The sequence below is a fragment of the Tepidiforma bonchosmolovskayae genome, assembly GCF_008838325.1.
In the GTDB taxonomy this organism is placed as follows: Bacteria; Chloroflexota; Dehalococcoidia; order Tepidiformales; family Tepidiformaceae; genus Tepidiforma; species Tepidiforma bonchosmolovskayae.
In genome coordinates, this window is sequence record NZ_CP042829.1 from 1,158,409 (window position 1) to 1,181,715 (window position 23,307).

24 protein-coding genes are annotated in these 23,307 nt (G+C 70.5%); 16 read left to right on the forward strand and 8 right to left on the reverse strand.

The annotated features are described in order from the left end of the window. Window positions 1-23 precede the first annotated feature (23 nt). The 3 genes from Tbon_RS05840 to Tbon_RS05850 all read left to right on the forward strand — a co-directional run bounded on the left by Tbon_RS05840 (window position 24) and on the right by Tbon_RS05850 (window position 3,196). The gene (locus Tbon_RS05840) at window positions 24-1,472 is read left to right on the forward strand and encodes a hypothetical protein (protein WP_192498194.1); all 1,449 of its coding nucleotides are present in this window, start codon (window positions 24-26) and stop codon (window positions 1,470-1,472) included. A 172-nt stretch (window positions 1,473-1,644) separates the two neighbouring features. Beyond that, window positions 1,645-2,037 (forward strand): large conductance mechanosensitive channel protein MscL, encoded by a 393-nt coding sequence (gene mscL, locus Tbon_RS05845; protein ID WP_158066754.1) that lies wholly within the window; start codon window positions 1,645-1,647, stop codon window positions 2,035-2,037. Window positions 2,038-2,113: 76 nt separating this feature from the next. Continuing rightward, a complete protein-coding gene (locus Tbon_RS05850; protein ID WP_158066755.1) occupies window positions 2,114-3,196 on the forward strand; it encodes a Zn-dependent alcohol dehydrogenase in 1,083 nt (360 codons plus the stop codon). Window positions 3,197-3,280: 84 nt separating this feature from the next. Here the strand turns inward: Tbon_RS05850 and groL are convergent, their stop codons facing one another. Together groL and groES are read right to left on the reverse strand one after the other, a co-directional pair. Beyond that, window positions 3,281-4,903 carry a chaperonin GroEL gene (gene groL, locus Tbon_RS05855; protein WP_158066756.1) on the reverse strand — a complete coding sequence of 541 codons (1,623 nt, stop codon included), beginning with the start codon at window positions 4,901-4,903 and terminating at the stop codon, window positions 3,281-3,283. Between the two features lie 83 nt (window positions 4,904-4,986). After that, the gene (gene groES, locus Tbon_RS05860; protein ID WP_098502681.1) at window positions 4,987-5,313 is read right to left on the reverse strand and encodes a co-chaperone GroES; all 327 of its coding nucleotides are present in this window, start codon (window positions 5,311-5,313) and stop codon (window positions 4,987-4,989) included. Window positions 5,314-5,728: 415 nt separating this feature from the next. On the opposite strand from groES, the gene Tbon_RS05865 reads away from it, so the two are divergent. The 4 genes from Tbon_RS05865 (at window position 5,729) to Tbon_RS05880 (ending at window position 8,438) form a co-directional block, all read left to right on the forward strand. Then, complete coding sequence (locus Tbon_RS05865; protein WP_158066757.1) at window positions 5,729-6,205, forward strand: hypothetical protein; 477 nt, start codon at window positions 5,729-5,731, stop codon at window positions 6,203-6,205. A gap of 1 nt (window position 6,206) precedes the next feature. Further along, window positions 6,207-6,812: a hypothetical protein gene (locus tag Tbon_RS05870; RefSeq protein ID WP_158066758.1), complete on the forward strand. Its 606-nt coding sequence runs from the start codon at window positions 6,207-6,209 to the stop codon at window positions 6,810-6,812. Window positions 6,813-6,894: 82 nt separating this feature from the next. After that, entirely contained in the window at window positions 6,895-7,548 is a 654-nt protein-coding gene (locus tag Tbon_RS05875) for a hypothetical protein (protein ID WP_158066759.1), read from the forward strand. A 95-nt stretch (window positions 7,549-7,643) separates the two neighbouring features. Continuing rightward, window positions 7,644-8,438 (forward strand): enoyl-CoA hydratase/isomerase family protein, encoded by a 795-nt coding sequence (locus tag Tbon_RS05880; RefSeq protein WP_158066760.1) that lies wholly within the window; start codon window positions 7,644-7,646, stop codon window positions 8,436-8,438. Window positions 8,439-8,513: 75 nt separating this feature from the next. Here Tbon_RS05880 and mgtA read toward each other — a convergent pair whose 3' ends face one another. Then, window positions 8,514-11,096, reverse strand: a complete 2,583-nt coding sequence (mgtA, locus tag Tbon_RS05885; RefSeq protein WP_158066761.1) for a magnesium-translocating P-type ATPase — start codon at window positions 11,094-11,096, stop codon at window positions 8,514-8,516. 105 nt (window positions 11,097-11,201) lie between these two features. Between mgtA and Tbon_RS05890 the strand changes: the two genes are divergently transcribed. Further along, the gene (locus Tbon_RS05890) at window positions 11,202-11,381 is read left to right on the forward strand and encodes a Clp protease/crotonase-like domain-containing protein (RefSeq protein WP_158066762.1); all 180 of its coding nucleotides are present in this window, start codon (window positions 11,202-11,204) and stop codon (window positions 11,379-11,381) included. A 23-nt stretch (window positions 11,382-11,404) separates the two neighbouring features. On the opposite strand, the gene Tbon_RS05895 is transcribed toward Tbon_RS05890, so the two are convergent. From Tbon_RS05895 to Tbon_RS05905, 3 genes are read right to left on the reverse strand one after another with little or no spacing between them, the layout of a single operon-like run. Next, window positions 11,405-12,661 carry an MgtC/SapB family protein gene (locus tag Tbon_RS05895; protein ID WP_158066763.1) on the reverse strand — a complete coding sequence of 419 codons (1,257 nt, stop codon included), beginning with the start codon at window positions 12,659-12,661 and terminating at the stop codon, window positions 11,405-11,407. Window positions 12,662-12,683: 22 nt separating this feature from the next. Continuing rightward, complete coding sequence (locus Tbon_RS05900; protein ID WP_192498195.1) at window positions 12,684-13,619, reverse strand: magnesium transporter CorA family protein; 936 nt, start codon at window positions 13,617-13,619, stop codon at window positions 12,684-12,686. A 33-nt stretch (window positions 13,620-13,652) separates the two neighbouring features. Next, window positions 13,653-13,865 (reverse strand): hypothetical protein, encoded by a 213-nt coding sequence (locus Tbon_RS05905; RefSeq protein WP_158066765.1) that lies wholly within the window; start codon window positions 13,863-13,865, stop codon window positions 13,653-13,655. Window positions 13,866-14,030: 165 nt separating this feature from the next. Between Tbon_RS05905 and Tbon_RS05910 the strand changes: the two genes are divergently transcribed. The 3 genes from Tbon_RS05910 (at window position 14,031) to Tbon_RS05920 (ending at window position 16,223) form a co-directional block, all read left to right on the forward strand. Beyond that, window positions 14,031-14,600 (forward strand): RNA polymerase sigma factor, encoded by a 570-nt coding sequence (locus Tbon_RS05910; RefSeq protein WP_158066766.1) that lies wholly within the window; start codon window positions 14,031-14,033, stop codon window positions 14,598-14,600. Further along, window positions 14,597-15,583 (forward strand): DUF5667 domain-containing protein, encoded by a 987-nt coding sequence (locus Tbon_RS05915; protein ID WP_158066767.1) that lies wholly within the window; start codon window positions 14,597-14,599, stop codon window positions 15,581-15,583. Before Tbon_RS05910 ends, Tbon_RS05915 begins: the two co-directional genes overlap by 4 nt. Before the next feature lie 82 nt (window positions 15,584-15,665). Continuing rightward, entirely contained in the window at window positions 15,666-16,223 is a 558-nt protein-coding gene (locus tag Tbon_RS05920) for a hypothetical protein (RefSeq protein WP_158066768.1), read from the forward strand. Window positions 16,224-16,230: 7 nt separating this feature from the next. Here the strand turns inward: Tbon_RS05920 and Tbon_RS05925 are convergent, their stop codons facing one another. Then, entirely contained in the window at window positions 16,231-17,520 is a 1,290-nt protein-coding gene (locus Tbon_RS05925) for an MFS transporter (protein ID WP_158066769.1), read from the reverse strand. Window positions 17,521-17,596: 76 nt separating this feature from the next. Continuing rightward, window positions 17,597-18,091: a hypothetical protein gene (locus tag Tbon_RS05930; protein WP_158066770.1), complete on the reverse strand. Its 495-nt coding sequence runs from the start codon at window positions 18,089-18,091 to the stop codon at window positions 17,597-17,599. 130 nt (window positions 18,092-18,221) lie between these two features. Between Tbon_RS05930 and Tbon_RS05935 the strand changes: the two genes are divergently transcribed. From Tbon_RS05935 to lysA, 5 genes are all read left to right on the forward strand, one after another. After that, a complete protein-coding gene (locus Tbon_RS05935) occupies window positions 18,222-19,508 on the forward strand; it encodes an alkyl sulfatase dimerization domain-containing protein (RefSeq protein ID WP_158066771.1) in 1,287 nt (428 codons plus the stop codon). A gap of 85 nt (window positions 19,509-19,593) precedes the next feature. Further along, window positions 19,594-21,060, forward strand: a complete 1,467-nt coding sequence (gene purF, locus Tbon_RS05940; protein ID WP_158066772.1) for an amidophosphoribosyltransferase — start codon at window positions 19,594-19,596, stop codon at window positions 21,058-21,060. Between the two features lie 66 nt (window positions 21,061-21,126). Further along, complete coding sequence (gene cysE / locus Tbon_RS05945; protein WP_158066773.1) at window positions 21,127-21,825, forward strand: serine O-acetyltransferase; 699 nt, start codon at window positions 21,127-21,129, stop codon at window positions 21,823-21,825. Further along, window positions 21,825-21,995: a hypothetical protein gene (locus tag Tbon_RS13795; protein ID WP_192498196.1), complete on the forward strand. Its 171-nt coding sequence runs from the start codon at window positions 21,825-21,827 to the stop codon at window positions 21,993-21,995. The genes cysE and Tbon_RS13795 overlap by 1 nt, the downstream gene beginning before the upstream one ends. Before the next feature lie 26 nt (window positions 21,996-22,021). Then, window positions 22,022-23,302, forward strand: a complete 1,281-nt coding sequence (gene lysA, locus Tbon_RS05950) for a diaminopimelate decarboxylase (protein WP_158066774.1) — start codon at window positions 22,022-22,024, stop codon at window positions 23,300-23,302. The last annotated feature ends 5 nt before the right edge of the window (window positions 23,303-23,307 follow it).

Sequence of the window (23,307 nt, forward strand, 5' to 3'; positions counted from 1 at the left end):
CTGCTGCAGGGGTGCCGACCATGATGCCCACGACGATTCGCGGAAAGATCCGGGCAGGGGTGCTCGCCGGGGCCGTCACGGCGGGGCTGGCCGCGGCTGCGCTGGCGGCCGGGACGCGGGCGGAGGGCCCGGGGGCCGAGGGAACGGCGACGCCGACCGTCACGCAGAGCGTCACGGCGACGCCGACTCCGTTCATTCCCGAGCCGACGCCGACACCCTGGACGCCGCCGCCGCCGCTTCCGCGTCCAGCCGGCCCGCCCGCGCACGACTGGGCCGGGTTCGGCCCGGTCGATGCCGAGCCGGTCCGGGTGCACACCGGCGACGGGGACTGCCTCAACCTCCGCTGGCTGCCAGGCACCAGCCAGCAGCCGGAGCCGCGGTCATGCGCCCCGGAGGGAACGCTGCTGTGGCTGAGCGGCGCAGCGGTTGAGGCAGACGGCGAAACGTGGCGGTATGCGCTCGGGATGGGCTGGGTGGCCGCCCGGTACACGGTGCCCGCACCCGAGGCGCCGCGCGGGTTCGGACCGTTTCGCGCGGCGACGGTGCTCGGCACCGACGACGGGAGCTGGACACAGGCCGCGGAGGTGACGCCCGACGGCAGGGTGCAGGTGCGCGGGGGCGGCTGGCTGCCCTTCAACGCGGCATGGGCCGCGGTGCGGCCGTCGCCGCTGGCGCCCTCCGGGCGATACATCGCCTTCCAGGACCATTTCGCAGGGCCGGCGGGAGGTGAGGTGGTCGACCTCGCGACGGGCGGGCGGGTCCCGCTCGGGAAGGCTATGCCGCTGCTCTGGGGGCCCGGCGACCGGCTGGCGGTGCGGCTGCCGGATGCCTGCGACGCCTGCCCGGGTGCGATCGGCTGGACAGCGCCGCCCTTCGACCGGGTGACGCCCATCCCTGCGGCGGTTGCGTGGAACCTGGCGTGGCTGCCGGACGGGAGCGGATTCGTAAGCTGGTCGGCGGAGCTGGGGCTGCGGGTGGTCGGCCTCGACGGCTCGGAGCGCGCGATTGCCCTCGCCCTCGGCAGCGATGAATGGCCGGGCGAACTGTCGGTGTCGCCCTCGGGCCGCAGGGTGCTGGCCGTGCCGTTCGCGGGCCCGGTCCGGGTGATCGACCTGCAGACGGGCGAGGTCCGGCGCATCGAGCGGCCGCAGCCGGCGATCGTCGGCGGCCGCTGCGGCGGGGCCCCGGGGCCGACCTCGACCTGGATTGATGACGAGACCATCGCCTGGCACGAGGAGGGGCTGGGCCGCCAGCGGAACGGCATTTGGGTGGTCAACCTGCGGACGGGCGCAGCGCGGGTCTATCCGTTCATGGCAGTGCTCGAGATGCGGCCGGCCGGGGGCGGGCTGCTGGCGTTCACGGTGCAGGGGTACGCGCCGAAGGAGGGACTGGGGCCGGTGAGCTGGCTGCTGGACCCCGGGCGGGGCCTGGCGTGGCCGGCGGCGGGCGGGATGTTCGCGGCCTGGCGCTGATCGGCGGGGCAGTGGAGCGCGTACCTGCTGATGCGGGGCCGGCGGCGGGCCGCCCGGCCGACCTCCAGCGCTGCCGGCCCCGCAATCGCCGTTCACATCTTGACGCCGCCGGGCCGGGCCGCGAACAATCCGCCAGCCGGCCGACAACCGCAGTGCGCCGGCGGGAGGCACCATGTCCGGCATCTTCAAGGAGTTCCGCGATTTCGTTCTGCGGGGGAATGTGCTCGACCTCGCGGTGGCGGTCGTCATCGGGGCGGCGTTCACGACGGTCGTCAACTCGCTCGTCGCGAACGTGCTGACGCCGTTCATCGCGGCGGTTTTCGGCCAGCCGAGCTTCGCCGACATCAACTTCGATATCGGCGATGCCACGATCGAGGTCGGGCTGTTCTTCGAAGCCGTCGTGAACTTCCTGATCGTGGCGGCGGTCATCTTCTTCTTCGTGGTAAAGCCGGTGAACGTGCTGCTGGAGCGGCGGAAGCGGGGCGAGGCGCCAGCCGACCTGCCGACGCCGGAGGACGTCCAGCTCCTGCGCGAAATCCGCGACCTGCTGAAGCAGCGGCCGTAGCCGTTCGCCACGGGGCCATGGGAATGGAGTAGACTCCGCGCGCCGATTCGGCAGCAGGAGAAGGAGGACTCTGCCCATGAAAGCCGCCGTGTTCCACGGGGCGCATCAGCCGCTCACCATCGAAGACGTCGAGATCGACCGGCCGCGGGGCCGGGAGGTGATCGTCCGGACGGTCGCGTCGGGCGTCTGCCACAGCGACCTGCATTTCGTCGACGGGCTCTACCCGCTGCAGGCGCCGGCCATCCTCGGGCACGAGGCCGCGGGCATCGTGGAGGAGGTCGGCGATCAGGTGACCTACGTGAAGCCCGGCGACCACGTGATCTGCTGCCTGAGCGTGTTCTGCGGGCACTGCGAGATGTGCGTGAGCGGGCGGCCGAACCTGTGCCGGGCCCCGAGCCGGCAGCGGAGCGCGGACATGCCGCCGAAGCTGACCTGGCGGGGGACTCCGGTGGTGCAGTTTGCGAACCTCGGCGCCTACGCGGAGAAGATGCTCGTCCACGAGAACGCCGTGGTGAAGATCCGGGAGGACATGCCGCTGGCGGCGGCAGCGCTCATCGGCTGCGGGGTGACGACGGGCGTGGGGGCCGTGCTGAACACGGCGAAGATGGAGCCGGGGGCGTCGGTGGCGGTGTTCGGGTGCGGCGGCGTGGGGCTGGCGGCGATCCAGGGGGCGCGCATCGGCGGCGCCCGGATGATCATCGCGGTCGACACGGTGGAATCGAAGCTGGCGAAGGCGAAGGAGCTTGGCGCGACCCACGTGGTCGACGCTTCGAGCCGGGACCCGGTCGAAGCGATCCGGGAGATCTCGGGCGGGGGCGTGGAGTACTCGTTCGAGGCGATCGGACTGAAGCGGGCCGCGGAGCAGGCGTTCGAGTGCCTGGCCATCGGCGGCACGGCGACGATCATCGGGATGATCCCGGTGGGCCAGAAGGTCGAGCTGGACGGTCCGAGCTTCCTGCAGGAGAAGAAGATCCAAGGCTCAGCGATGGGCTCGAACCGGTTCCTGCGGGACATGCCGCGGTATGTGGAGTTCTACATGCAGGGGCGGCTGAAGCTGGACGAGATGATTACCCGCACGGGCCGGCTGGAGGACGTGAACGACGCCTTCCGGGCGATGAAGGCCGGTGAGGTTGCGCGCACGGTGCTGCTCTTCGACTGAGCGGCGGCGCACGGCGGAGACAACACGCCGGCCCCGGTCGCACGACCGGGGCCGGCTCGTGGTCCCCCTCCGGGGGCGGCGGTGCTAGTAGTCCTCGGGCGGAGGCGGCGGCGCAGCCGGCGGCTGCGGGATCTCGGCCACGAGGGTTTCGGTGGTAAGGACGAGGGCCGCGATGCTCACGGCGTTTTCGAGCGCGGAGCGGGTCACCTTGACCGGGTCGACGATGCCGAGCTCGTACATGTCGCCCCAGGTGTTGGTCTCGGCGTCCCAGCCCTCGTTCGGGTTGGTGAGCTTCTTGACGCGGTCGACGATGACGGCGCCTTCGAGGCCGCCGTTTTCGGCGATCGTGAAGGTCGGTGCTTCGAGCGCCTCAGCGACGATCCGGATGCCGACCTTTTCGTCCTCGTTGGCGGTCTTCTCTTCCAGGGCCTTGAGGGCCTTCTGGGCGCGGATGAGGGCGACGCCGCCGCCGACAACGACGCCTTCATCGACGGCCGCGCGGGTGGCGCTGAGGGCGTCTTCGACGCGGGCCTTCTTCTCCTTCAGCTCGACTTCGGTGGCAGCGCCGACTTTGATGACGGCGACGCCGCCGGCGAGCTTGGCGAGCCGCTCCTGGAGCTTCTCGCGGTCGAACTCGCTGGTCGCGTCTTCGATCTGGGCCTTGATCTGCTTGATGCGGGCCTGGATCTTCTCGTCGCTGGCCATGCCCTCGATGATGGTGGTGTCGTCCTTGTTGGCGACGACGCGGCGGGCACGGCCGAGGTCGGCAATGGTGGCGTTCTCGAGCTTGAGGCCGATGTCCTCGGTGATGAGGGTGCCGCCGGTGAGGATGGCGATGTCTTCGAGGATCGCCTTGCGGCGGTCGCCGAAGCTGGGGGCCTTCACCGCGAGGACGTTCAGCGTGCCGCGGAGCTTGTTGACGACGAGGGTGGCGAGGGCTTCGCCTTCGACATCGTCGGCGATGATGACGATGTCCTTCGTGACCTGGAGGACCTTCTCGAGGAGCGGGAGGAGCTCCTGGATGGAGGAGATCTTCTTATCGGTGATGATGATGTAGGGGTTTTCGATGACCGCTTCCATGCGGTCGGGGTTGGTCACGAAGTAGGGCGAGACGTAGCCGCGGTCGAGCTGGAGGCCGTCGACGAACTCCGTTTCGAACTTGATGCCGCGGGATTCCTCGACGGTGATGACGCCGTCCTTGCCCACCTTCTCCATGACATCGGCGATGAGTTCGCCGATCTGCTTATCGTTGGCGGAGATGGAGGCGACGTGGGCGATCTGCTCCTTGGTGAGGACGGGCTTCGCCTGGGCACGGAGGTCTTCGACGGCGGCGGCGAGGGCCGCTTCGATGCCGCGCTTGACCATCATCGGGTTGTAGCCGGAGGCGACGACCTTCATGCCGGCGTGGACGAGCGCCTGGGCGAGGACGGTGGCGGTGGTGGTGCCGTCGCCGGCGACGTCGTTCGTCTTGGTCGCCACCTGCTTGGCGAGCTGGGCGCCCATGTTCTCGAAGGGGTCTTCGAGCTCGATTTCGCGGGCGACGGTGACGCCGTCCTTGGTGATGTTGGGAGCGCCGTACTTCTTATCGAGGACGACGTTGCGGCCGCGGGGGCCGAGGGTGACTTTGACCGCATCGGCGAGCGCGTCGACGCCGTCGCGCAGGCGCCGGCGTGCGGCTTCATCGAAGAGCAGTTGCTTGGCAACCATAGGGAAACTCCGTTTCTCGCACGGAGGGGCGCGTCAGCGGCAGGCGAATGCCTGTGCTGCGCGCCCCTGGCGGTGTCGAACGACTAGTATTCGACCTTGCAGAGGATGTCCTTCTCGTTGAGGACGATGTAATCCTGGCCGTCGATTTTCACGTCGGTGCCGGTGTACTTGGCGTAGAGGATGCGGTCGCCGACGGCGATGTCCATGGGGACGCGCTTGCCGTTCTCATCGAGGCGGCCGGGGCCGACGGCGACGACTTCGCCCTGCTGCGGCTTCTCCTTGGCGGTATCGGGGATGACGAGGCCGCTGGCGGTGATCTCCTCCTGCTTGAGGGGGACGATGACGACGCGGTCAGCGAGGGGGATGAGCTTGGACTTGGTCTCCGTCTTGGTCGCGGTCTTGGCAGCCATGGGGTATGCGTTTCCTCCTATGGGTTGCTGCTGGTGTGAGGGTAGCGAGCGCATATTAGCACTCGCAACGGGAGAGTGCTAGAGGGGTGCGGTCGACGGGCCGTCCGGGAGCGGCGGCCCCGGTGGGGCTTTGCGGCTGGTCGGGTCAGGTCGGAGATTGCAAATCGCGAATACTTCTGTTACGGTTCGAGCAGCCTGGAGCAGAGGCCATGCAGCGGAAGCTCCAGGACTCTTCAAAGGACCTGGATCGATGCGAGTCTCAAGAACTGTTCTGCTACGGAGCACCCTGGCGGCGGGTGGCGGCCTGGCGGCCCTGGGCGGGATTGCGGCGGTGCTCGGCATTGGTGGCCCCGGCACAGGCTCGGCTGCCTGCCCACCTGCGCCAGCGGGGGTCACGGTGGCAGCCTCGGGCGCGGTGGAATCGCTCGGTCTCCTGCCGGAGCTGGCCGACGCGGCGGCTGCCGAACGCCCCGGGGCCATCGATGCGGCGAGCCTGCCGCTGCGGCTGGAGGGCCTGGAGCCGGTGCCGGGATTTTCGGTGCGGTCGGTGGAGGTGCGAACGGCGGCCGGGGCGACGCACGTGCGTGCATTCCTTGAGGACCCGGTCCAGCGCCGGGGGCTGCGCATTGCCGCATGGACCCAGTGCGGCGGGGTGACGCTGGTCCGGCCGGCATCGAGCCCGGTGGTACGGGAGCTCGACCTCGATATCCACGGCTGGGCGTTCCGGGCATTCGTGCCATCGGAGCGCGTGGCGGGCGGGTTCGGCCCGCGGGAGGCGTGGGCCGCGTCCGGGCAATGGGTCGTGGCGGCGGAGGGGACGGGGTTCACCTCGGATGGCGCGTTCATCGCGGCACTGGAGGCGGTGGTCCGTGGCACGGGGTGGGAGGGCTGACATGGTTCCCGTATGGAAACGCCTGGCGCGGCGTGCTGGTTGGTTCGTCCAGTCCGGATGTGCCAGATTTTCGATCGCGATTGCGGCTGCCGTGCTCGGCGCGCTCACCGCATCCACCGTCGCGGCCCATTACGGGTATGTACGGGCTCCGCTGGCAGCTAGCGCGACCGTCACCTCCGAGTGGAGTCACGGGAGCAGCTACGGCGAGCGGGCGCTCGACCTTTCCGCGAGCGGGGTGAGCGTCTATTCGAACCTGCAGAACCCAAGCTCTTCAGATTACCTCTATTATGAGGTGTACAACTACCAGGGAACCAGTTCATGCCCGGGCAGCAAATTTCACCTGTACCGCCATACAGGAAACACGTACTATTACTACGGAACGGTGAATTACGTTCATCTCGGCGATCATTCCTCTCTCTGGGGACGGTCGGTCGACATTGCTCCCGGGCAGTCTGAAACGTGGTTGTACGTTGGTTACACCGTGGCGAGCTGCGGAAGTCCAGCGCATTTGCACTTCGGCCACCTCGCGAATGACGGGATCATTGAATACATCAATCCGCCTCAAGGTTCTACGGTCTCGCCTTCGCAGCTGATCCTGTACTATTAGAGCTGGTACGGTATTGATGATCCCGTGACTGGGCGGAGTCAACGACCGCAGCACGCCAGGAATTTAAGGAGGAACGGAGCGGATGATGCGAATTCATCGATGGATGCTGCGCGTACCGCTGGTGCTGCTGGCGGCACTTGTCGCTGCCGGGGCCGCGGGCTGCTCGGGCGATGACGAGGACGCACCAACGCCGACGGCGACGCCGCCGGCGACGCCAACCGCAGGGGCGACAGCGACGGCCGGGCCCGGGGGAAGTGCGACGGTGGAACCCTCGCTGCAGCCCGTGATCGACGCCCTCGTCTCCCGGGATTGGGCGCGGATTGCGCCGCTGCTGGCCCGGCGGGATGAGCCGTGCATCACCGAGGTGCGGATCGATACGGAGGCGCCGCCGTGCCCGGCGGGTGCGGCAGCGGGGACGCACGTGCCGGTATTCCCCGCCGCGACCTGCCACAACTTCGTGTACGAGCACGAGCTCGAAGGGCTGTTCGTGCGGCGCCCGGAAGGGTACCCGGCGCCGCAGGTGTACGGCATCTTCCGGCCGGGTGAGAAGCACCCGCGGGTCGAGCGGCTCCCGGTTGGGACACTCGGTGTCGTGTTATCGGATGGTTCGCTCGCGTTCATGGTGATGGTGCGGGACGGGAAAGTGGTGAGCGCCGACTTCGGTTGCGGGGCGTCGGCGAGCGAGATGGCGGCGCTGGTGCCGGCCGACGCGTGGCTGATGGCGCCCCCCCGTTGACGCGGACGGTTTCGCGAGCGCGCGCGTTCGCGCAGAATCGGCGTGGCCGGCCGGTCCCGGCGGGCCGATTCTGCCTGTGAAAGGAAGCCCCTGCGATGCCTGATTGCCTGGTCGAACGGGACGGTCCCGTGATGGTCGTCACCTTCAACCGCCCGGAGCGGATGAACTCGATGGGCGGGACGCTGCTCGCCGAGTTCCTCGCCGCGCTCGAAGAAGGGCGCCGGGACGACCGGGTGAAAGCGTTCGTCGTGACCGGCGCCGGGCGGGCCTGGTGCGCCGGGGCCGACCTGCAGGCGATCGGCGCGGCGGGCGCGGACGAGCACGGGCGCCGGTTCGCGGCGGTCGACGACATCGGCGATGTGGGGCGGGTGGTGCTCGCGCTCCACCACTGCGACAAGCCGCTGATTGCGGCGGTGAACGGGGTGGCGGTGGGCGGGGGCTTCGGCCTCTGCTCGGCGTTCGATATCCGGATTGCGAGCGAGGAGGCGCGGTTCGCGACGGTGTTCATCAAGCGGGCGCTGGCGCCGGACTGCGGGCTTTCGTACTTCCTGCCGCGGCTGGTTGGTCCGGAGCGGGCGGCCGAGCTGTTCTACTCGGGCCGGATGATCGATGCGCGGGAGGCGCTGGCGCTGGGGATTGTGTCGAAGGTGGTGCCGGCGGAGGAGCTCCTGCCGGCGGCCCTGGCGGCGGCGCGGGAGTATGCGGCGATGCCGCCCTCGGCGATGACGTACACGCGGCGGGCGATCCGGCGTTCGCTGGACGGCGTATCGCTGGCGGACCAGCTGGCGTTTGAGTGGGCGCAGCAGAAGGCGTGCCTTGGGAGCCCGGAGTTCCGGGAGGGGGTGCAGGCGTTCCTGGAGAAGCGGGAGCCGGATTACTCGAAGTTCTGAGGGGAGGGGGGCGCTGCGGGCGGTTAGCTGAGGGCCCAGCCTGCCCGGCGCACGGTGCGCCGGGCAGGGCGGCGGTCAGGCGGCGGGGGTGGGAGCCGGGGGCGCGGGAGCGGGCGCAGGCGGGGGCGCGCCGGCCTGCGCGAAGACGATGCGCTTGGCGAGTTCGACGAGCGCCAGGTAGGTGACCACCATCCCCGAGAGTGCGAGGAGGAACCCGGCCGGCAGGGGCTCGAAGTTCAGCAGGCCCGCTGCCGGCGAATAGGGGATGAACGCCGCGAGGGCGACGCAGGCCAGGGTCGTCGCGAGCAGCGGCAGCGAGGGCCGGCTCCGCCAGAACGGGACCCGATGGGTCCGGAGCACGAAGATGACGAGCGTCTGCGTGCAAAGCGATTCGACGAACCAGCCGGACTGGAAGCGCGATTCGCCGGCATCGAACACCCTGAGCATCAGGGCGAAGGTCAGGAAGTCGAAGAGGGAGCTGGCGGGGCCGAAGACAACCATGGCCCGGCTGATGGTGCGCAGGTCCCAGTGGGCAGGCCGGCGGGTGAGCTCCTCGTCGACGGCATCGGTCGGGATGGTCAGCTCGGAGACGTCGTAGAGGAAGTTGTTCAGCAGGATCTGGGTGGGGCGCATCGGCAGGAAGCTGAGGAAGAGGGAGGCGCCCGCGGCGCTGAACATGTTGCCGAAGTTCGAGCTCGTGGCCATGAGGATGTACTTCACGGTGTTGGCGAAGGTGCGGCGGCCTTCGAGGACGCCGTCGGCGAGCACGCCGAGGTCTTTCTCGAGCAGGACGACATCGGCGGCGGCCTTGGCGACGTCGGTGGCGGTATCGACGGAGATGCCGATATCGGCCTGGCGGATGGCCGGGGCGTCGTTGACGCCGTCGCCGAGGAAGCCGACGTCGCGCCCGCCGGCCTGCGCGGCCTGGACCAGCAGCTTCTTCTGCTCGGGGCTGACGCGGGCGAAGACGGTCGTGCGGGCGACGGCTTCGCGGAGTTCGCCCGGGCTGAGCCCCTCGAGGTCGGCCCCGGTGAGCAGGCCGCGGACGGTGATGCCGACCCGTTCGCAAACGTGGCGGGCGACGGCCGGATGGTCGCCGGTGAGGATTTTGACCTCGATGCCGAGGCCGGCGAGCCGTTCGACAGCGGCCTTCGCTTCGGGCCGGGGCGGGTCGCTGAAGCCGAGGAAGCCGACGAGGCGGAGCTCTCCGGCGGCCTGCGCGGCGAGTTCGCGGCCATCGTCGGGGCGGATGGCGACGGCGATGACACGAAGGCCGTCATCGGCCAGGCGGGCGAGAGCCGCGGCGGCGGCAGCCTGCCACTCCTCGCCCCAGCCGGGGGCAGCCGTACACCGTGCGAGCAGCTCCTCGGCGGCGCCTTTGACGACGACCCACCGTTCGCCGGACGGGGATTCGACGGCCACGGCGGCGTAGCGGAGCTGGTAGGAGAAGGGGAACTCATCGCGCAGGGTCCAGCCGGCGCGCGCGGCCGCCGCCCGCTGGATGCGCTCGTCGGCGGCGAGGACGGCATCGAGGGCGTTGCCGGACGTTTCGTGGATGCCGGCGAGCAGCCAGCTGGCCGTCCATCCGAGGAGCGTATCTTCGGCGCCGGGCGGGCAGCCGAGGGCTTCGAGGACGATGGAGCCTTCGGTGAGGGTGCCGGTTTTATCGGAAAAGAGGACCTCGAGGTTGCCGAGGTCTTCGATGGCGACGAGGCGGCGGACGATGACTTTCCGCCGGGCCAGCCGCCGGCCGCCGGTGGCGAGGCTGACCGTGACGATTGCGGGGAGGAGCTGCGGAGTGAGCCCGACGGCGATGGCGAGGGCGAAGAGGAGCGATTCGAGGAGGCCGCGGCCGAGGACGGCGTTGGCGGCGAGGATGAACGCCGTGAGCGCCGCAGTGACGTTGACGAGGAGGAGGGAGAAGCGGCGGAGGCCGCGTTCGAATTCGGTGGGTCGGCCGGCTGCGAGCAGGTCCGCGGAGACGGCCCCGACCATCGTCCGCGGACCGGTGGCCACGACCACGGCGCGCCCGCGTCCGCTGCGCACCACCGTGCCGGAGAGGAGCATGGTGGCGAGGCCGGGTTCGCCGCCGGCTTCGGCGCGCTTCTCGGCGGGGAGCGACTCGCCGGTCGCGATCGACTCATCGACGGCGAGGTCGTTCGTTTCGAGGACGCGGGCGTCGGCGGCGATGATGTCGCCGACTTCGACGACGAGGATGTCGCCGGGGACCAGCGATTCGGCGTCGACGCGCTGGATTTCGCCGTCGCGGAGGACGCGGGCCGTGCGCGTGAGCCGCGCTTCGAGCATGCGGGCCGAGCGGTCGGCGCGGAATTCGTCGACGAAGCCGAGGACGACGGAGAGGAGGAGGATGCCGACGATGATGGCCGCATCGAGGCGCTGGCCGACGACGAAGGAGACGGAGACGGCGGCGAGGAGGAGGCCGAGGAGGGGGTTCTTGAGCTGGCGAAGGAAGATGGCGAGCGCGGGGTGGCCGCCGCGCGGCAGGGAGTTGGGGCCGTGGACGGCGAGGCGGCGTGCGGCTTCGGCGCTGGAGAGGCCGCCGGGGCCGGTCCCGAGACGTTCGAGCACGTCGGCGGCGTCGCGCACGGCCCATTCGGCGAGCGCGGGCGCCGGGCCGCGCCGGCGCGGCTGGTTCATCGCGGGGCGGCCGGCGCGGGCCGGGTGCGGCGCCGGGCCGGGGAAGCGCTGTTCATGCCGTCCAAGGGTAGCGGGTTGCTGTCAACGGATGGGAGGGGGCCGTGCGTGCCCGTGGAGGCCGCCCGGCCGCTGCGGGCGATCCGGCGGTCGCTGGACGGCGTATCGCTGGCGGACCAGCTGGCGTTTGAGTGGGCGCAGCAGAAGGCGTGCCGTGGGAGCCCGGAGTTCCGGGAGGGGGTGCAGGCATTCCTGGAGAAGCGGGAGCCGGATTCCTCGAAGTTCTGAGGGGAGGGGGCCGCTGGGGGCGGTTAGGTGAGGGCCCAGCCGGCCCACGCGAGGGCGGCGGTGGCGATGACGCCGGGCCAGACTTCGAGGGCGAAGCGGCGCCCGCCGGAAGCGGCCGCGAGGACCATCTTCGTGACCGAGTTGGTGGTGAAGGCGGCGAGGATCGGCACCACAGCGTCGGCGGGCTCGATGCGGCCGCCGGCGGCGAGCCCCGCGACGGCGATTGCCGCGGCGTGGGTATCGGCGAAACCCGCCACCGCGGCCGAGAGGAGGACGCCGCGGTTGCCGAGCCAGTCGCCGAGGACGGCGGAGACGAGAAGGACAGCCGTGACGGTGGCGGCAAAGAGGACCGCGGTCTTCAGGTCGAAGGCGCGCCCGCCGGGGTGGTGGGCGTCGGCAGCCGCATCGCGCAGGGCGCGCAGGGCGAAGACGGCGCCGTAGCCGACGGCAGCAACACCGGCGAACGCCATCGCGGGCCAGAGCCGGGCGAGGGTCCGGCTATCGGTGGCGCCGACGATGATGACCATCTGGACGACGGTCGCGACGGTGGAGAGCACGGCGGCAGCCACGGCGGGGGTGCGCAGGGCAGGGGTTTCGCGGGCGCGGGCGCCCATGGCGGCGATGGTGGCGGAGCTCGAGACGAAGCCGGCGGCGAGCCCGGAGAGGGGAAGGCCGACCCGTGCCCCGAGGAGCCGGACCGCGGCGTAGCCCGCGCCGCCGATCGCCATCACGATGACGACGAGCCGCCAGATGGCGAACGGGTTGAAGACGCCGTACGGCCCGATCCGCTCGTTGGGCGCGAGCGGGAGGATGACGAGCGCGGCCCCGGCGAAGAGGAGGGCGTCGTGCACCTCCTGCTCGGTGAGTGCGCGGGAGACGAGGCGGTGGAGCTGCTCCCGGGCAGCGAGGAGGATGGTGACCACGACGGCGATGCCGGCGGCAAGCTGCGGCTCCTGCTGGGCGAGGGCGCCGAGCAGGAAGGCGACAACGACGGCCACCTCGGTGGTGAGGCCGGGGTCGGTGCGGTCGCCGAGGACGTAGGCGGCCAGGACGGCAAGGGCAACGAAGCCGAGCGCGACGGCGAGGACGAGCCCGCCGCCGACGGCCATGGCGATGCCGCCGGCAAGGGCGACGAGGGCGAAGGTGCGGATGCCGGCGGCGCCGCGGGCGGGCCCTTCGCCTTTGCGGCGCTCCCGTTCGGCGCCGAGGAGGAGGCCGATGCCGAGCGCGACGGCGAGCCGCACGCCCTGCTCATCGAGCCGGATGCCTGCGACGTCCATCACGCGGGCCCCGCGCAGGACATCAGAACCACCCGCGGCGGTGGAAGAAGTAGGCCATCGAGGCGGCCATGGCGACCATCGCGGTCACCATGACGGCGAAGCCGTAGTTGCTATGGAGGCCGGGTATTTCGTCGAAGTTGGTGCCGAAGATGCCGGTGATGACCGTTGCGGGGAGGGCGAGCGCGCCGACGACCGCGAGCACCTTCATCACTTCGTTCATCTTGTTGTTGAGGGTGCTGAGGTAGGTGTTGAGGGCGACCTCGGCATCGTCGCGCAGCTCTTCGAGCGCGAGGTCGACCCGGAGGAGGTGGTCGTAGACATCGCGGAAGTAGATGACGTTGGAGGGCTGGACGAGGGAGAGTTCGCCGCGGCCGAAGCGGAGGACGACGCCGAGGAGGGGCGCCATGGTGCGGCGCACGGAGCCGGCGGTCCGCCGCATTTCGAGGACGCGCTGGCTGAGGCCGCCGTCGCGGTCGCCTTCGAGCACGAGGTCGGCGAGGGCATCGAGCTGCTCGCTCATCGCGGAGACGCGGGGGAGAAAGCTGTCGACGACACGGTCGAGGACTTCGTAGAAGAGGCCGTCGGTGCCGGGGCGGACGGCGAGGCCCTGTTCCAGGGCGCGGACCACGCCGTCGATTTCGGGCGCGGTCGCCGGGTCGTCGCGGTAGGTAATGAGGAAGCCGGGGCCGAGGAAGACGTCGAGCTCTTCGAGGATGGGCTCGACGGTGCCGGGCTTCATGGCGAGGACGACGATGAAAAGGTAGCTGCCGAAGTCGTCGATTTTCGGGGTGTGGAGGTAGGGGGAGAGGCAGTCTTCGATGGCGAGGGGGTGGAGGCCGTAGCGGGAGGCGAGTTCGAGGAGGCCGTCGCGGTCGGCGCCGGAGAGGTCGTACCAGCGGGGGCCGCCGTCGAGCTCGCCGGGGCGCCAGGTGCCATCGATGCAGGTCCAGGTGCGCACGTGCGCATCGTAGGGCACGGCGCGGCGTTTCCGTCAGGGCCCGGGGCCGGAAGCGTCCTGCTCCTGCCGGCGGCGGCGCTCCTCTTCGGCCTGGCGTTCCCGTTCGCGGTACCAGTCGTCGAGGGAGTCATCGCGCCAGGCGGGACGGGTGTCGTCATCGCGGCCGCGGGAGAGCCAGACGGCAAGGCCGCCGGCAGCCATGAAGAGCGGCATCGCGATTGCGGAGATAAGGGCCGGGTTGACCATGCCCCCAGTGTCGCGCAGGCGGGGCGCGCCGTCACCCCGGGGGGCGCGTGCGCCATTAACCTTCGGGAGCCGCCAGCGTTATCTCTAGTGCACGGGCCAATCGCCTGAGTATGCTCGAAAGGAGGACGCTCGGTATTCCGAACCCGGCGCGGCCCAGGGGGCTGGATGGCAGAGACGGCAACCGACGAACTGGCACCCGACTTCGACGAACAGGCTGTTGTCGAAGCCGCCCAGAACGGGGACCGTGAGGCGCTGTCGCTCCTCTACGATCACTACTTTCCCCGCGTGTACCGGTACGTCGCCAGCCGGCTCTCCAGCACCGAAGACGCCGAGGACGTGACGACGGAGATCTTTCTCCGGGTCATCGAAAACCTCCGCAGCTTCACCTTCCGGGGCCTGCCCTTCGGCGCATGGGTGTTCCGCATCGCCCGCAACGAAGTGGTCAGCTTCGTCCGCCGCCGGAAGGTCCGCTCCCAGGTAGCGCCGCTCACGGAAACGATCCCGGACCCTGCGCCGGACCACACCGAGGAAGTGCACACCGCGCTGACGATGGAGGTGGTCCGCGCAGCCACCGCGAAGCTCCCCGAAGCCCAGCGGCAGGTGATCGAACTCCGGTTCGGGGCGGGGCTCTCCGTTGCGGAGACCGCCCGGGTGCTCGGCAAAACCGAGAACAACGTGAAAGTCCTCCAGCACAAGGCGATTGCCAAACTCCAAACGATGGTGCCCTTCCAATGATCCGCCGGCTGTTCGACCGCAAGGCTGGCCGCCGGGCCGACATCCTCGCCGAGGCGCAGGCCCTCGTTGACGACGGGCTGGAGCCGGACTTCGTCCTCTCGCTCTTCCCGGAGGATGCGGACTGGCTGGCCGGCATGCTGCGGGTGACGGCGGCGGTGACGGATGCCTACGCCTCCGAGCCGGCGAGCTACTTCTTCGAAGCGTCGCTCAAGGCGAAGGTGCTCGCCCGGGCCACAGAGCCGACGACCCCGGCCGAGCCGCTCTTCCTGCCGGTGCCGGGCTATTCGCCGGTGCGGACTGCGGTGGCGAGCATGGCCGTGCTCTCCGGGGCGGCGGCAGTCGGCGTGCTCGCGCTCGGCTTCGTGACGGCCGGCGATGCCGTGCCGGGCGACTGGAACTACGCGTTCAAGCTGGCGAACGAACGGCTGGAGTACACGCTCTCGCGCGGGGACGGGCGGGTCGACGTCCAGCTCCGGCAGGCGGAAGCGCGAGTCTACGAACTGCAGCAGCTCGCGGCCCGGGACACCGACCTCGCGGCCTCGCTCGACGGGCTGCAGCGGGAGCTCCGGGCGATTGCGGAGCTGGCCGAAAAGCAGGGCGGTCTGACCGACATCCAGAAGGCGCGGGTGAAGAGCCTCGCGGAGCAGAGTTCGACGGTGCTCTCGCAGGCGCGCAACCGGCCGGATGTCGACCCGGAGAAGGTGGCGGCCGCAGCGGCCGCCATCGACGACGCCGTTTCGGCGGCGCTCGGCGGGGTGACGCCGCTGGCAACCCCCGAACCGACCGCGACGCCGACGCGCACGCCGGAGCCGGCCGCGACGGCCACGCCGGAGGCGGCCACGCCGAAGCCGGCCGAGACCGCAACCCCGCTGCCGGCGGGCAGCGCCACCCCCTCGGCGACGGCCGAGGCCGCGCCCTCAGCGACGGTGCAGCCTGCGGAAGCCGGTGAGACGCCGGCGGCGCAGCCCTCGCCGAAGCCCTAACCCCTGCTTGACCTCGCCGTTGCCGCAGGCGGGAGCGGTGCCTACCCTGCAATCAGCCCCCAGGACCCGATGGAGTGTGCCCATGCTTCGACTGCGCTTCGCCGCAGCCCTCCTCCTTCTCGTGCCCGCCGCGGCCGCTGCCTGCGGCGGCGATGACGACGCGCCGGCGGGCGATGCCGGCGCGAGCGCGACCGTGAGCGAGGCCGACGCCCGCCGCACCGAGGTGGCGCAGGGGCTCGAGCAGCCGGTGGCGCCGGACCGGCCGATGCCGACGCCGACACCGCTCCCGGACGGCCTGCCGGTTCTCCAGGTGGTGGCCCCGGGCGGCACGGCGTACACCCCGACCCGCGACGAATTCAAGGCGCTGCCCGCGACGACCCTGAAGATTGGCGGCAAGGAGTACACCGGCGTGACGCTGGCGGCGGTCGCGGCGAAGGCGGGCGCCCCGGCGGGCAGCACGGCGACCATCCAGGGGACGCGGATGGACAACCTGCGGTACGGGGCCATCCGGTACCCGCTGGCCGAGGTGGGCGAGACAACGCTGCTGGTGCTCAACGAGGCGGGCTACCTCGACCTCGTTTCGTCGAGCATCCCGCAGGAGCAGTGGCTCCACACGCTGACGGGGATCGCGTTCCAGTAGGGAGCGGTCAGCGGCCGCCGGCCACGGCCCGCGTTTCGCGGCGGAGCTCAGCGGCAGCGACGGCGAGCCGGCGGTCTTCGGCGACCCGCTCGGAGCGGCCGAGCAGCTGGAGCAGGGCCACGCTGGCGATGACGACGGCGCCCATGAGCATGAGCGTCTCGCGGATGCCGATGTGGTCGGCGACGATGCCGATGGGGAGCGCGAAGAGGCCGAAGAGGCTCCAGCTGAGCATCGAGATCGACTGGACCCGGCCGTGGTACTCGTGGTCGGTGTTCGACATGGTGAGGGCGTTGTTCAGGCCCTGGAAGCCGCTGGCGAGCCCGCCGACGGCGACCATGACGGCGAGGCCGACGACGAGGTTCGACGTTGCGCCCAGGGCGATGAGCGAGGCGCCGAAGGCCATCGCCAGGACGGGCTGCCAGAACCAGGCGCGGCGGCTTTCGGCGAACGTTGCGACGAGCACCGTGGCCCCGACCGCACCGATGGCGGCGAACGACTGGAGCAGGCCCAGGCCGCCCGAGCCGGCGTTGTAGACATCGACGGCGACCGACGGAAGGAACGACTGGTAGGGGAAGCCGACCATGATGACGGCAAAGCCGGTGAGGATGAGGAGGGCGAGCGAGGGGCGCCGGCGGACGTAGCGGAGGCCGTCGGCGAGGTCGCGCAGGGGCGAGACCGGGTTGGCGCGCGGCTTCGGATTGCCGGGCGGGAGGCGGAGCATCGTTGCCATCGCGATGAAGAAGCCGATGGTGGTCAGCAGGTAGACGCCGCCGGTGCCGATGAACGCGATGGCGATGAAGGCGCCGGCGATCGACGGCCCGATGACGCGGGTGCTGTTCATGCTGAGCTGCTGGAGGACGACGGCGTTGCCGATCGCATCGCGGCCGACGAGGTCACCGATGAAGGCCTGGCGGGCCGGGCCGATGAAGGCGAACCCGGCACCCTGGACGACGCCGGCGACGATGAGCATCCAGTACTCGATGTGGCCGGTCTTGATCATGACGGCCACCCAGAGGGAATTGAGGGCGATGATGCCCTGGCAGACGACGAGCAGGTTCCGCTTGGGGAGCCGGTCGGCGAGGACGCCGCCCCAGAGGCCGAGGAGGAGCTGGGGGACGCCGAAGGCGATCATGACGCCGCCGAGGGCGGTGTTCTTGCCGGTCAGGTCGTAGGCGAGGTAGCCCCGCGCCACGACCTGCATCTGCATGCCGAGGAAGGAGAAGAGCGTGCCGATCCACAGCAGGCGGAACTGCGTGTTTTCGAGCGCGTAGAAGGTCCGGCGGAGCCACCCTGCCAGCGCTTTACCCTCACGTGAAGGTTTGAGGCTCTTACGCTACCACAGGATGGCGCAGGAGGCGAAGCTCCGCGGAGACTCAGCCGGTGACCGTGAAGCTGGCGACCATCCCTTTCGTATAGTGCGAGATGGTCGTTCCTCCGACCTCCTCGACCACGTTGCAGGAGAGCTCGTACTCGCCGGGCTGGAGTTCGAGCGTGAGCGCCTTAGCCTCGCCCATCTTCAGGCCCTGCACCTGGCCGATGAGCTCCATTTCGCCGGAGGGAAGCTTCTTCATGACCTGGAGGTCGTGGACGGCGCCGCCCTCGTTCTGCCCGTGCATGTGCTCCATGTCGTGGACTGCCCAGAAGGTGACTTTGCCTGCCGGCGCGGAGGCGACTTCGGGGACCACGGCCCAGTTGCGGAGGCCGACGCGGATGGAGCCGGCCGGCTGCGACGCCATCATCCCCCCGCCGGCCATGTGGTCCGCGGTGGAAACCGTGTCATCGCCGCCGCAGGCTGCAGCCAGCACTGCGGCCGCGGCCGCCAGGATTGCGAGCGCGCGCCCTGGCCGAATGGCGGGCCATCCGTTCATCGCGAACCTCCCGGGGAACAGTCTGTCCTGAGTGTATCCATCCCCCCCGCACCCGTCGACGCGCGGGGAAATTCGTCTTACCTGCCGGGGCGTAGAATGCCGCCTCGACGCTGCCCCAGGAGCCTGCCCCATGCCCGACATCCGCGACCTTGCCGAACGCCTGTGGAACGGCGAGCTTTCGACCGCCGAGCTGCACCCGGTCGCGTGGCGCCAGCCCGAAGGCCAGGAGATCGCCGACGGCGTGCTTTTTTATAAAGGAATTGCGAGCGCCAACACGATCGATACGGGCGACGGCCTGGTCATGCTCGATACGGGTGCGGTGAACGACACGCGCCCGCTCTACGGGGAGGTTCGGCGCTGGCGCCCGGAGGCGCCGCTCCGGGCGGCCGTCTTTTCGCACCACCATGTGGACCACATCTTCGGCGTGGGCCCGTTCGAGCAGGAGGCCGCCGAGCGGCGGTGGCCGCGGCCGCTGGTCTACGGCCACGAGCTGCTGGAGTGGCACTTCGCGCGGTACCAACGGACGCTCGGGTGGAACACGGCGATCAACCGGCGCCAGTTCGCCATCGACGCGCCCCAGTTCCGCTGGCCGGAGCAGTACCGGCTGCCCGACGTGACCTACACGCGTCGGCTGACCTTCCGGACCGGGGAGCTGACCTTTGAACTGCACCATACGCGGGGCGAGACGGAGGACGCGACCTGGACGTGGGTGCCCGAGCGGAAGCTGCTGGCGCCGGGCGACCTCTTCATCTGGGCGGTGCCGAACGCCGGCAACCCGCAGAAGGTGCAGCGGTACTGCTCGGAGTGGGCCGCCGGCCTGCGGGAGATGGCGGCGCTGGGCGCCGAGCTGCTCCTGCCGGGCCACGGGCTGCCGATCTTCGGGGCCGAACGGATCCGGCAGGCGCTGCTGGATACGGCCGAGCTGCTGGAGAGCATCGAGGCCCAGGTGCTGGCGCTGATGAACACCGGCTGCACGCTCGACCGGGTCCTGCACGAGGTGGAGGTGCCGGCCCACCTGCTCGAAAAGCCGTACCTGCGGCCGGTGTACGACGACCCCCAGTTCCTTATCCGGAATGTGTGGCGGCTGTACGGGGGCTGGTACGACGGCGAGCCGGACAACTTGCTGCCGGCGCCGCGGGCTGAGCAGGCGCGGGAGTGGGTCGCGCTGGCAGGGGGCATCGACCGGGTGCTGGAGCGGGCGGCGGCGCTCCGGGCGGAGGGGAATCTCCGGCTGGCGTGCCACCTTGTTGAGTTCGCCGTGATTGCGGAGCCGGGTTCGCGCGCGGCGCACGACCTGCGGGCGGAGATCTACGCGGCGCGGGCGGCGCTCCAGCCGTCGTCGATGGCGCGGAACATCCTGAACCATGCGGCGCTGGCGAGCCGCCAGGGGAAGCGCGACCTCGCGGGCGGGTTCTAGGCGCGGCCCGGGCTGCCCCCTCAGCGCAGCGGGCGCGCGGCCGATATACTGAAAGCAGCCGTCACCGCAAGGAGGCCGGAGGGGATTGCTCCCGGAAAGCGATAATCCGCGCGAGGCCTGCGGCGTCTTCGGGGTGTTCAGCCCCGGCGACGACGTCGCAAGGCTGACGTTCTATGGGCTGTATGCCCTCCAGCACCGGGGCCAGGAAAGCGCCGGCATCGCCACCAGCAACGGGGAAGACTTCAGCCTCCGCACGGGCATGGGCCTCGTCGCGCAGGTGTTCGACGAGGAAGACCTCGCCTACCTGAAGGGCCACATCGCCATCGGCCACACGCGCTACAGCACGGCGGGCGGTTCGCTCGCCTGCAACGCGCAGCCGATCGTGGTGCACGACCTGGAGACGGGCGACCCGATCGCCCTCGCCCACAACGGCAACCTGACGAACGTGGATGTGCTGCGCGAGGACCTCGAAGCGCAGGGCATCGTCTTTGAATCGACGGCCGACTCGGAAGTCATCGCCCACCTGTTCGCGATTGCGCCGGGGCGCACCTACGAGGAGCGGTTCCACTACGTGATGCGCCGGATCGAGGGCGCCTACAGCGTAGTGATGATGACGAAGGACCGGCTGTTTGCGATGCGCGACCCGATGGGCGTGCGGCCGCTCTGCCTGGGGCGGCTCGACGGCGGCTGGGTCGTGGCCTCGGAATCGTGCGCGCTGGAGCACCTCGGCGTGCCGATGGAGCGCGAGGTCCAGCCAGGCGAGGTGATCGTGATCGACGAGCACGGCCCGGCGAGCTTCTTCCCGGTGGCGCCGGCCCGGAAGCGCGCGATCTGCACCTTCGAGTACACCTACTTTGCCCGCCCCGATTCCCGGATTGGCGGGCAACTGATTTACCCGGCCCGCGAGGAGATGGGCGCCACGCTGGCGCGCGAGCACCCGGTGGAGGCCGACATCGTCATCGGCGTGCCCGACTCGGCGACGCCGGCGGCGATCGGGTATGCGCGGGCCTCGGGCATCCCCTACCGCGAAGGCCTGGTGAAGAACCGGTACGTCGGGCGGACGTTCATCCAGCCCGACCAGCGGATCCGCGAGGCGGGCGTCAGCCTGAAGTTCAACGCGCTCAGCGACGTGCTCGCCGGCAAGCGGGTGGTGCTCGTCGACGACAGCATCGTGCGCGGGACGACGACGCCGCGGGTCATCCAGCTCCTGCGGCGGGCGGGCGCGAAGGAAGTGCACATGCGGATCACGACGCCGCCGATCGTCTCGCCGTGCTTCCTCGGTGTGGACATGGCGACGAAGGCGGAGCTGATCGCGGCGAACCATTCGATTGAGGAGATCCGCCAGCACATCGGCGCGGACTCGCTCGGCTTCCTGAGCCTCGAGGGGCTGAACCGGGCGACCGGGCAGAACCCGGAGGACCTCTGCAACGCCTGCTTCACCGGCATCTACCCGCTGAACGTGCAGATGCAGATGGAGCGGCTCGAAGCGGAGCGCGGGCGGGAGCCGGCGCTGGCGGCAGCCGAGAGCCTCCACCGGGCCGGGCGGCCGTAGCCGGGCCCCTGCGCCGGGCCGAGGGCGGGTAGCAGGGCCGGCGGCTGCTCGCGTAAGGTGGAAGGGATGGGCATCCTTGCCGAAATCCGGGAGGACATCCGCGCGGCCATGGCGCGCGACCCTGCGGCGCGCTCGGCGCTGGAGGTTGTGCTCTTCTACCCCGGCTTCCACGCACGGCTGGCGCACCGCCTGGCGCACGCCCTGCACCGGCGGGGCGTGCCGCTCATCCCGCGCGGCATCATGCACCTCGCGCGGTTCTTCACCGGCATCGAAATCCACCCCGGGGCGCGGATCGGGCGGCGGTTCTTCATCGACCACGGCATGGGGGTCGTCATCGGCGAGACAGCCGAAATCGGCGACGACGTGACGCTTTACCAGGGCGTGACCCTCGGCGGCACGAGCACGCGCCGGGTGAAGCGCCACCCCACGCTGCGCGACCGGGTGACCGTCGGCGCCGGCGCGAAGGTGATCGGCGCAGTCGAGATCGGCGAAAACGTGCGGATCGGCGCCGGCAGCGTGGTGGTCACCAACGTGCCGCCGAACGCGACGGTCGTCGGGGTGCCGGGGCACATCGTCGCGTTCCACGATGATTCGAACGGAGCGATTCAGCGACTGCCAGACCCGGAGTGGGAGCGGCTGAACGACCTCGACCGGCGGCTCGACGAGCTGCGGGCGCAGATTGCGCACCTCGAAGAGCACCTCGCGCAGCTGCACGGCCGCCACCACGACGGGCAGGAAGCGCCGGGAACGGCGGCCGAGCGCTGATGGGCTGGGAGGAGCGGGCGCGGAAGCTGGAGGCGCGGCGCCGGCGGATGCCGGTCAGCGGCCGGGGGCTGCTGACCGTGCTGCCGCTCGCCGAGCGGAAGCGGCTGGAGCGGCTGGCGAAGCAGCGGGGAAACGGCCGGCCCGGGCGGAAGGGCCCGAAACGCGCCTGACCGGGGCCGCTGCTAGACTCGAGCACATGGACCTTGCGCAGTACCCCCTCCACGCGCTCGCCGAGCAGGTGGGCACCCCGTTCTACTTCTACGACGCGGCGATCCTGGACCGGAAATTCGCCGAGCTTGCGGCGATCACGTCCGGGCCGGGGCTGCACTGCCGGTACGCGGTGAAGGCGAACCCGGCACGGCCGGTGCTCGAGACGGCGCGCCGCCACGGGCTCTGGATCGATGCGGTCAGCGGCAATGAGGTGCTCCGGGCGAAGGCGGCCGGCTTCCCGATGGGCCACGAGCCGCCCGTCGTGATGTACACGGCGGATGTCTTCCGCGACAACGCGCTCCGGGTGGTGCTGGAGGAGGGGATCCTGCCGAACGTCGGCTCGCCGGGGATGATCCGGGAGCTGGCGGAGGCCGGGTACCGCGGCCCGATTGCGATGCGGATCAACCCGGGCTTCGGACACGGGCATGTACAGGCGTGCGACACCGGCGGGCCGTCCTCGAAGCACGGCATCTGGTACGAAGACCACCTCGCGGCGAAGCGGATGGCCGATGAGGCGGGCTTCCCGGTGGTGACGCTGCACGCGCATGTCGGCACGGGGCCGCAGATCCGCGAGTTCGACGAGAACATGAAGAAGCTCATCGCGCTGTTCGCGCACCTGCTGCCGCACTACCCGGAGGTGACGGCGGTGAACCTCGGCGGGGGCATCCCCCACCCGTACCGGCCCGGGGCGCCGGCCTACCCGCTCGAGGAGTACGGCGCGCTCCTCGCCGACGGCGTGCGGCAGCTGACGGCGGCGGCGGAGCGGCCGATCGGCATCGAAATCGAGCCGGGGCGGTATCCCGTGGCCGGCATGGCGCTGCTCGTCGCCCGGGTGACCGACGTGAAGGCGACTCGGACGAATGAAAAGGGGCCGGGGCACCAGTTCATCATGTGCGACGCGGGATTCAACGACCTCGTGCGGCCGGCGATGTACGGCTCCTACCACCACATCTCGATCGTCGGGAAGGGGGCCGGGCGGGAGCCGGAGCCGTTCGTGGTCGCCGGCCCGCTCTGCGAGAGCGGGGACGTCTTCACGCGTGACGACCGGGAGCTGCTGCAGCCGCGCCCGCTGCCGCGGCCCGAGCCCGGCGACCTCCTCGTGCTGCACGATGCGGGCGCCTACGGGGCGGCGATGTCGTCGAACTACGTGTCGCTGGGGCGGGTGCCCCAGGTGCTGTGGGAGAACGGGAGCGCGCGGCTGATCGCCCGGCGGGAGACGTTCGAGGACCTCGTGCGGCGGGAGTGCGACGAGCCGATCGCGCTCTGAGCGGG

Excerpts from the sequence above, each read along its gene's own strand:
- Tbon_RS05910 (WP_158066766.1), top strand. The coding sequence starts at position 14,031 with ATGGCAGAGACGGCAACCGACGAACTGGCACCCGACTTCGACGAACAG.
- Tbon_RS05930 (WP_158066770.1), bottom strand. The coding sequence starts at position 18,091 with ATGAACGGATGGCCCGCCATTCGGCCAGGGCGCGCGCTCGCAATCCTG.
- lysA (WP_158066774.1), top strand. The coding sequence starts at position 22,022 with ATGGACCTTGCGCAGTACCCCCTCCACGCGCTCGCCGAGCAGGTGGGC.
- cysE (WP_158066773.1), top strand. The coding sequence starts at position 21,127 with ATGGGCATCCTTGCCGAAATCCGGGAGGACATCCGCGCGGCCATGGCG.
- Tbon_RS05875 (WP_158066759.1), top strand. The coding sequence starts at position 6,895 with ATGATGCGAATTCATCGATGGATGCTGCGCGTACCGCTGGTGCTGCTG.
- Tbon_RS05935 (WP_158066771.1), top strand. The coding sequence starts at position 18,222 with ATGCCCGACATCCGCGACCTTGCCGAACGCCTGTGGAACGGCGAGCTT.
- Tbon_RS05915 (WP_158066767.1), top strand. The coding sequence starts at position 14,597 with ATGATCCGCCGGCTGTTCGACCGCAAGGCTGGCCGCCGGGCCGACATC.
- Tbon_RS05870 (WP_158066758.1), top strand. The coding sequence starts at position 6,207 with ATGGTTCCCGTATGGAAACGCCTGGCGCGGCGTGCTGGTTGGTTCGTC.
- mscL (WP_158066754.1), top strand. The coding sequence starts at position 1,645 with ATGTCCGGCATCTTCAAGGAGTTCCGCGATTTCGTTCTGCGGGGGAAT.
- Tbon_RS13795 (WP_192498196.1), top strand. The coding sequence starts at position 21,825 with ATGGGCTGGGAGGAGCGGGCGCGGAAGCTGGAGGCGCGGCGCCGGCGG.
- Tbon_RS05880 (WP_158066760.1), top strand. The coding sequence starts at position 7,644 with ATGCCTGATTGCCTGGTCGAACGGGACGGTCCCGTGATGGTCGTCACC.
- Tbon_RS05840 (WP_192498194.1), top strand. The coding sequence starts at position 24 with ATGCCCACGACGATTCGCGGAAAGATCCGGGCAGGGGTGCTCGCCGGG.
- Tbon_RS05850 (WP_158066755.1), top strand. The coding sequence starts at position 2,114 with ATGAAAGCCGCCGTGTTCCACGGGGCGCATCAGCCGCTCACCATCGAA.
- Tbon_RS05920 (WP_158066768.1), top strand. The coding sequence starts at position 15,666 with ATGCTTCGACTGCGCTTCGCCGCAGCCCTCCTCCTTCTCGTGCCCGCC.
- mgtA (WP_158066761.1), bottom strand. The coding sequence starts at position 11,096 with ATGAACCAGCCGCGCCGGCGCGGCCCGGCGCCCGCGCTCGCCGAATGG.
- groL (WP_158066756.1), bottom strand. The coding sequence starts at position 4,903 with ATGGTTGCCAAGCAACTGCTCTTCGATGAAGCCGCACGCCGGCGCCTG.
- groES (WP_098502681.1), bottom strand. The coding sequence starts at position 5,313 with ATGGCTGCCAAGACCGCGACCAAGACGGAGACCAAGTCCAAGCTCATC.
- Tbon_RS05895 (WP_158066763.1), bottom strand. The coding sequence starts at position 12,661 with ATGGACGTCGCAGGCATCCGGCTCGATGAGCAGGGCGTGCGGCTCGCC.
- Tbon_RS05905 (WP_158066765.1), bottom strand. The coding sequence starts at position 13,865 with ATGGTCAACCCGGCCCTTATCTCCGCAATCGCGATGCCGCTCTTCATG.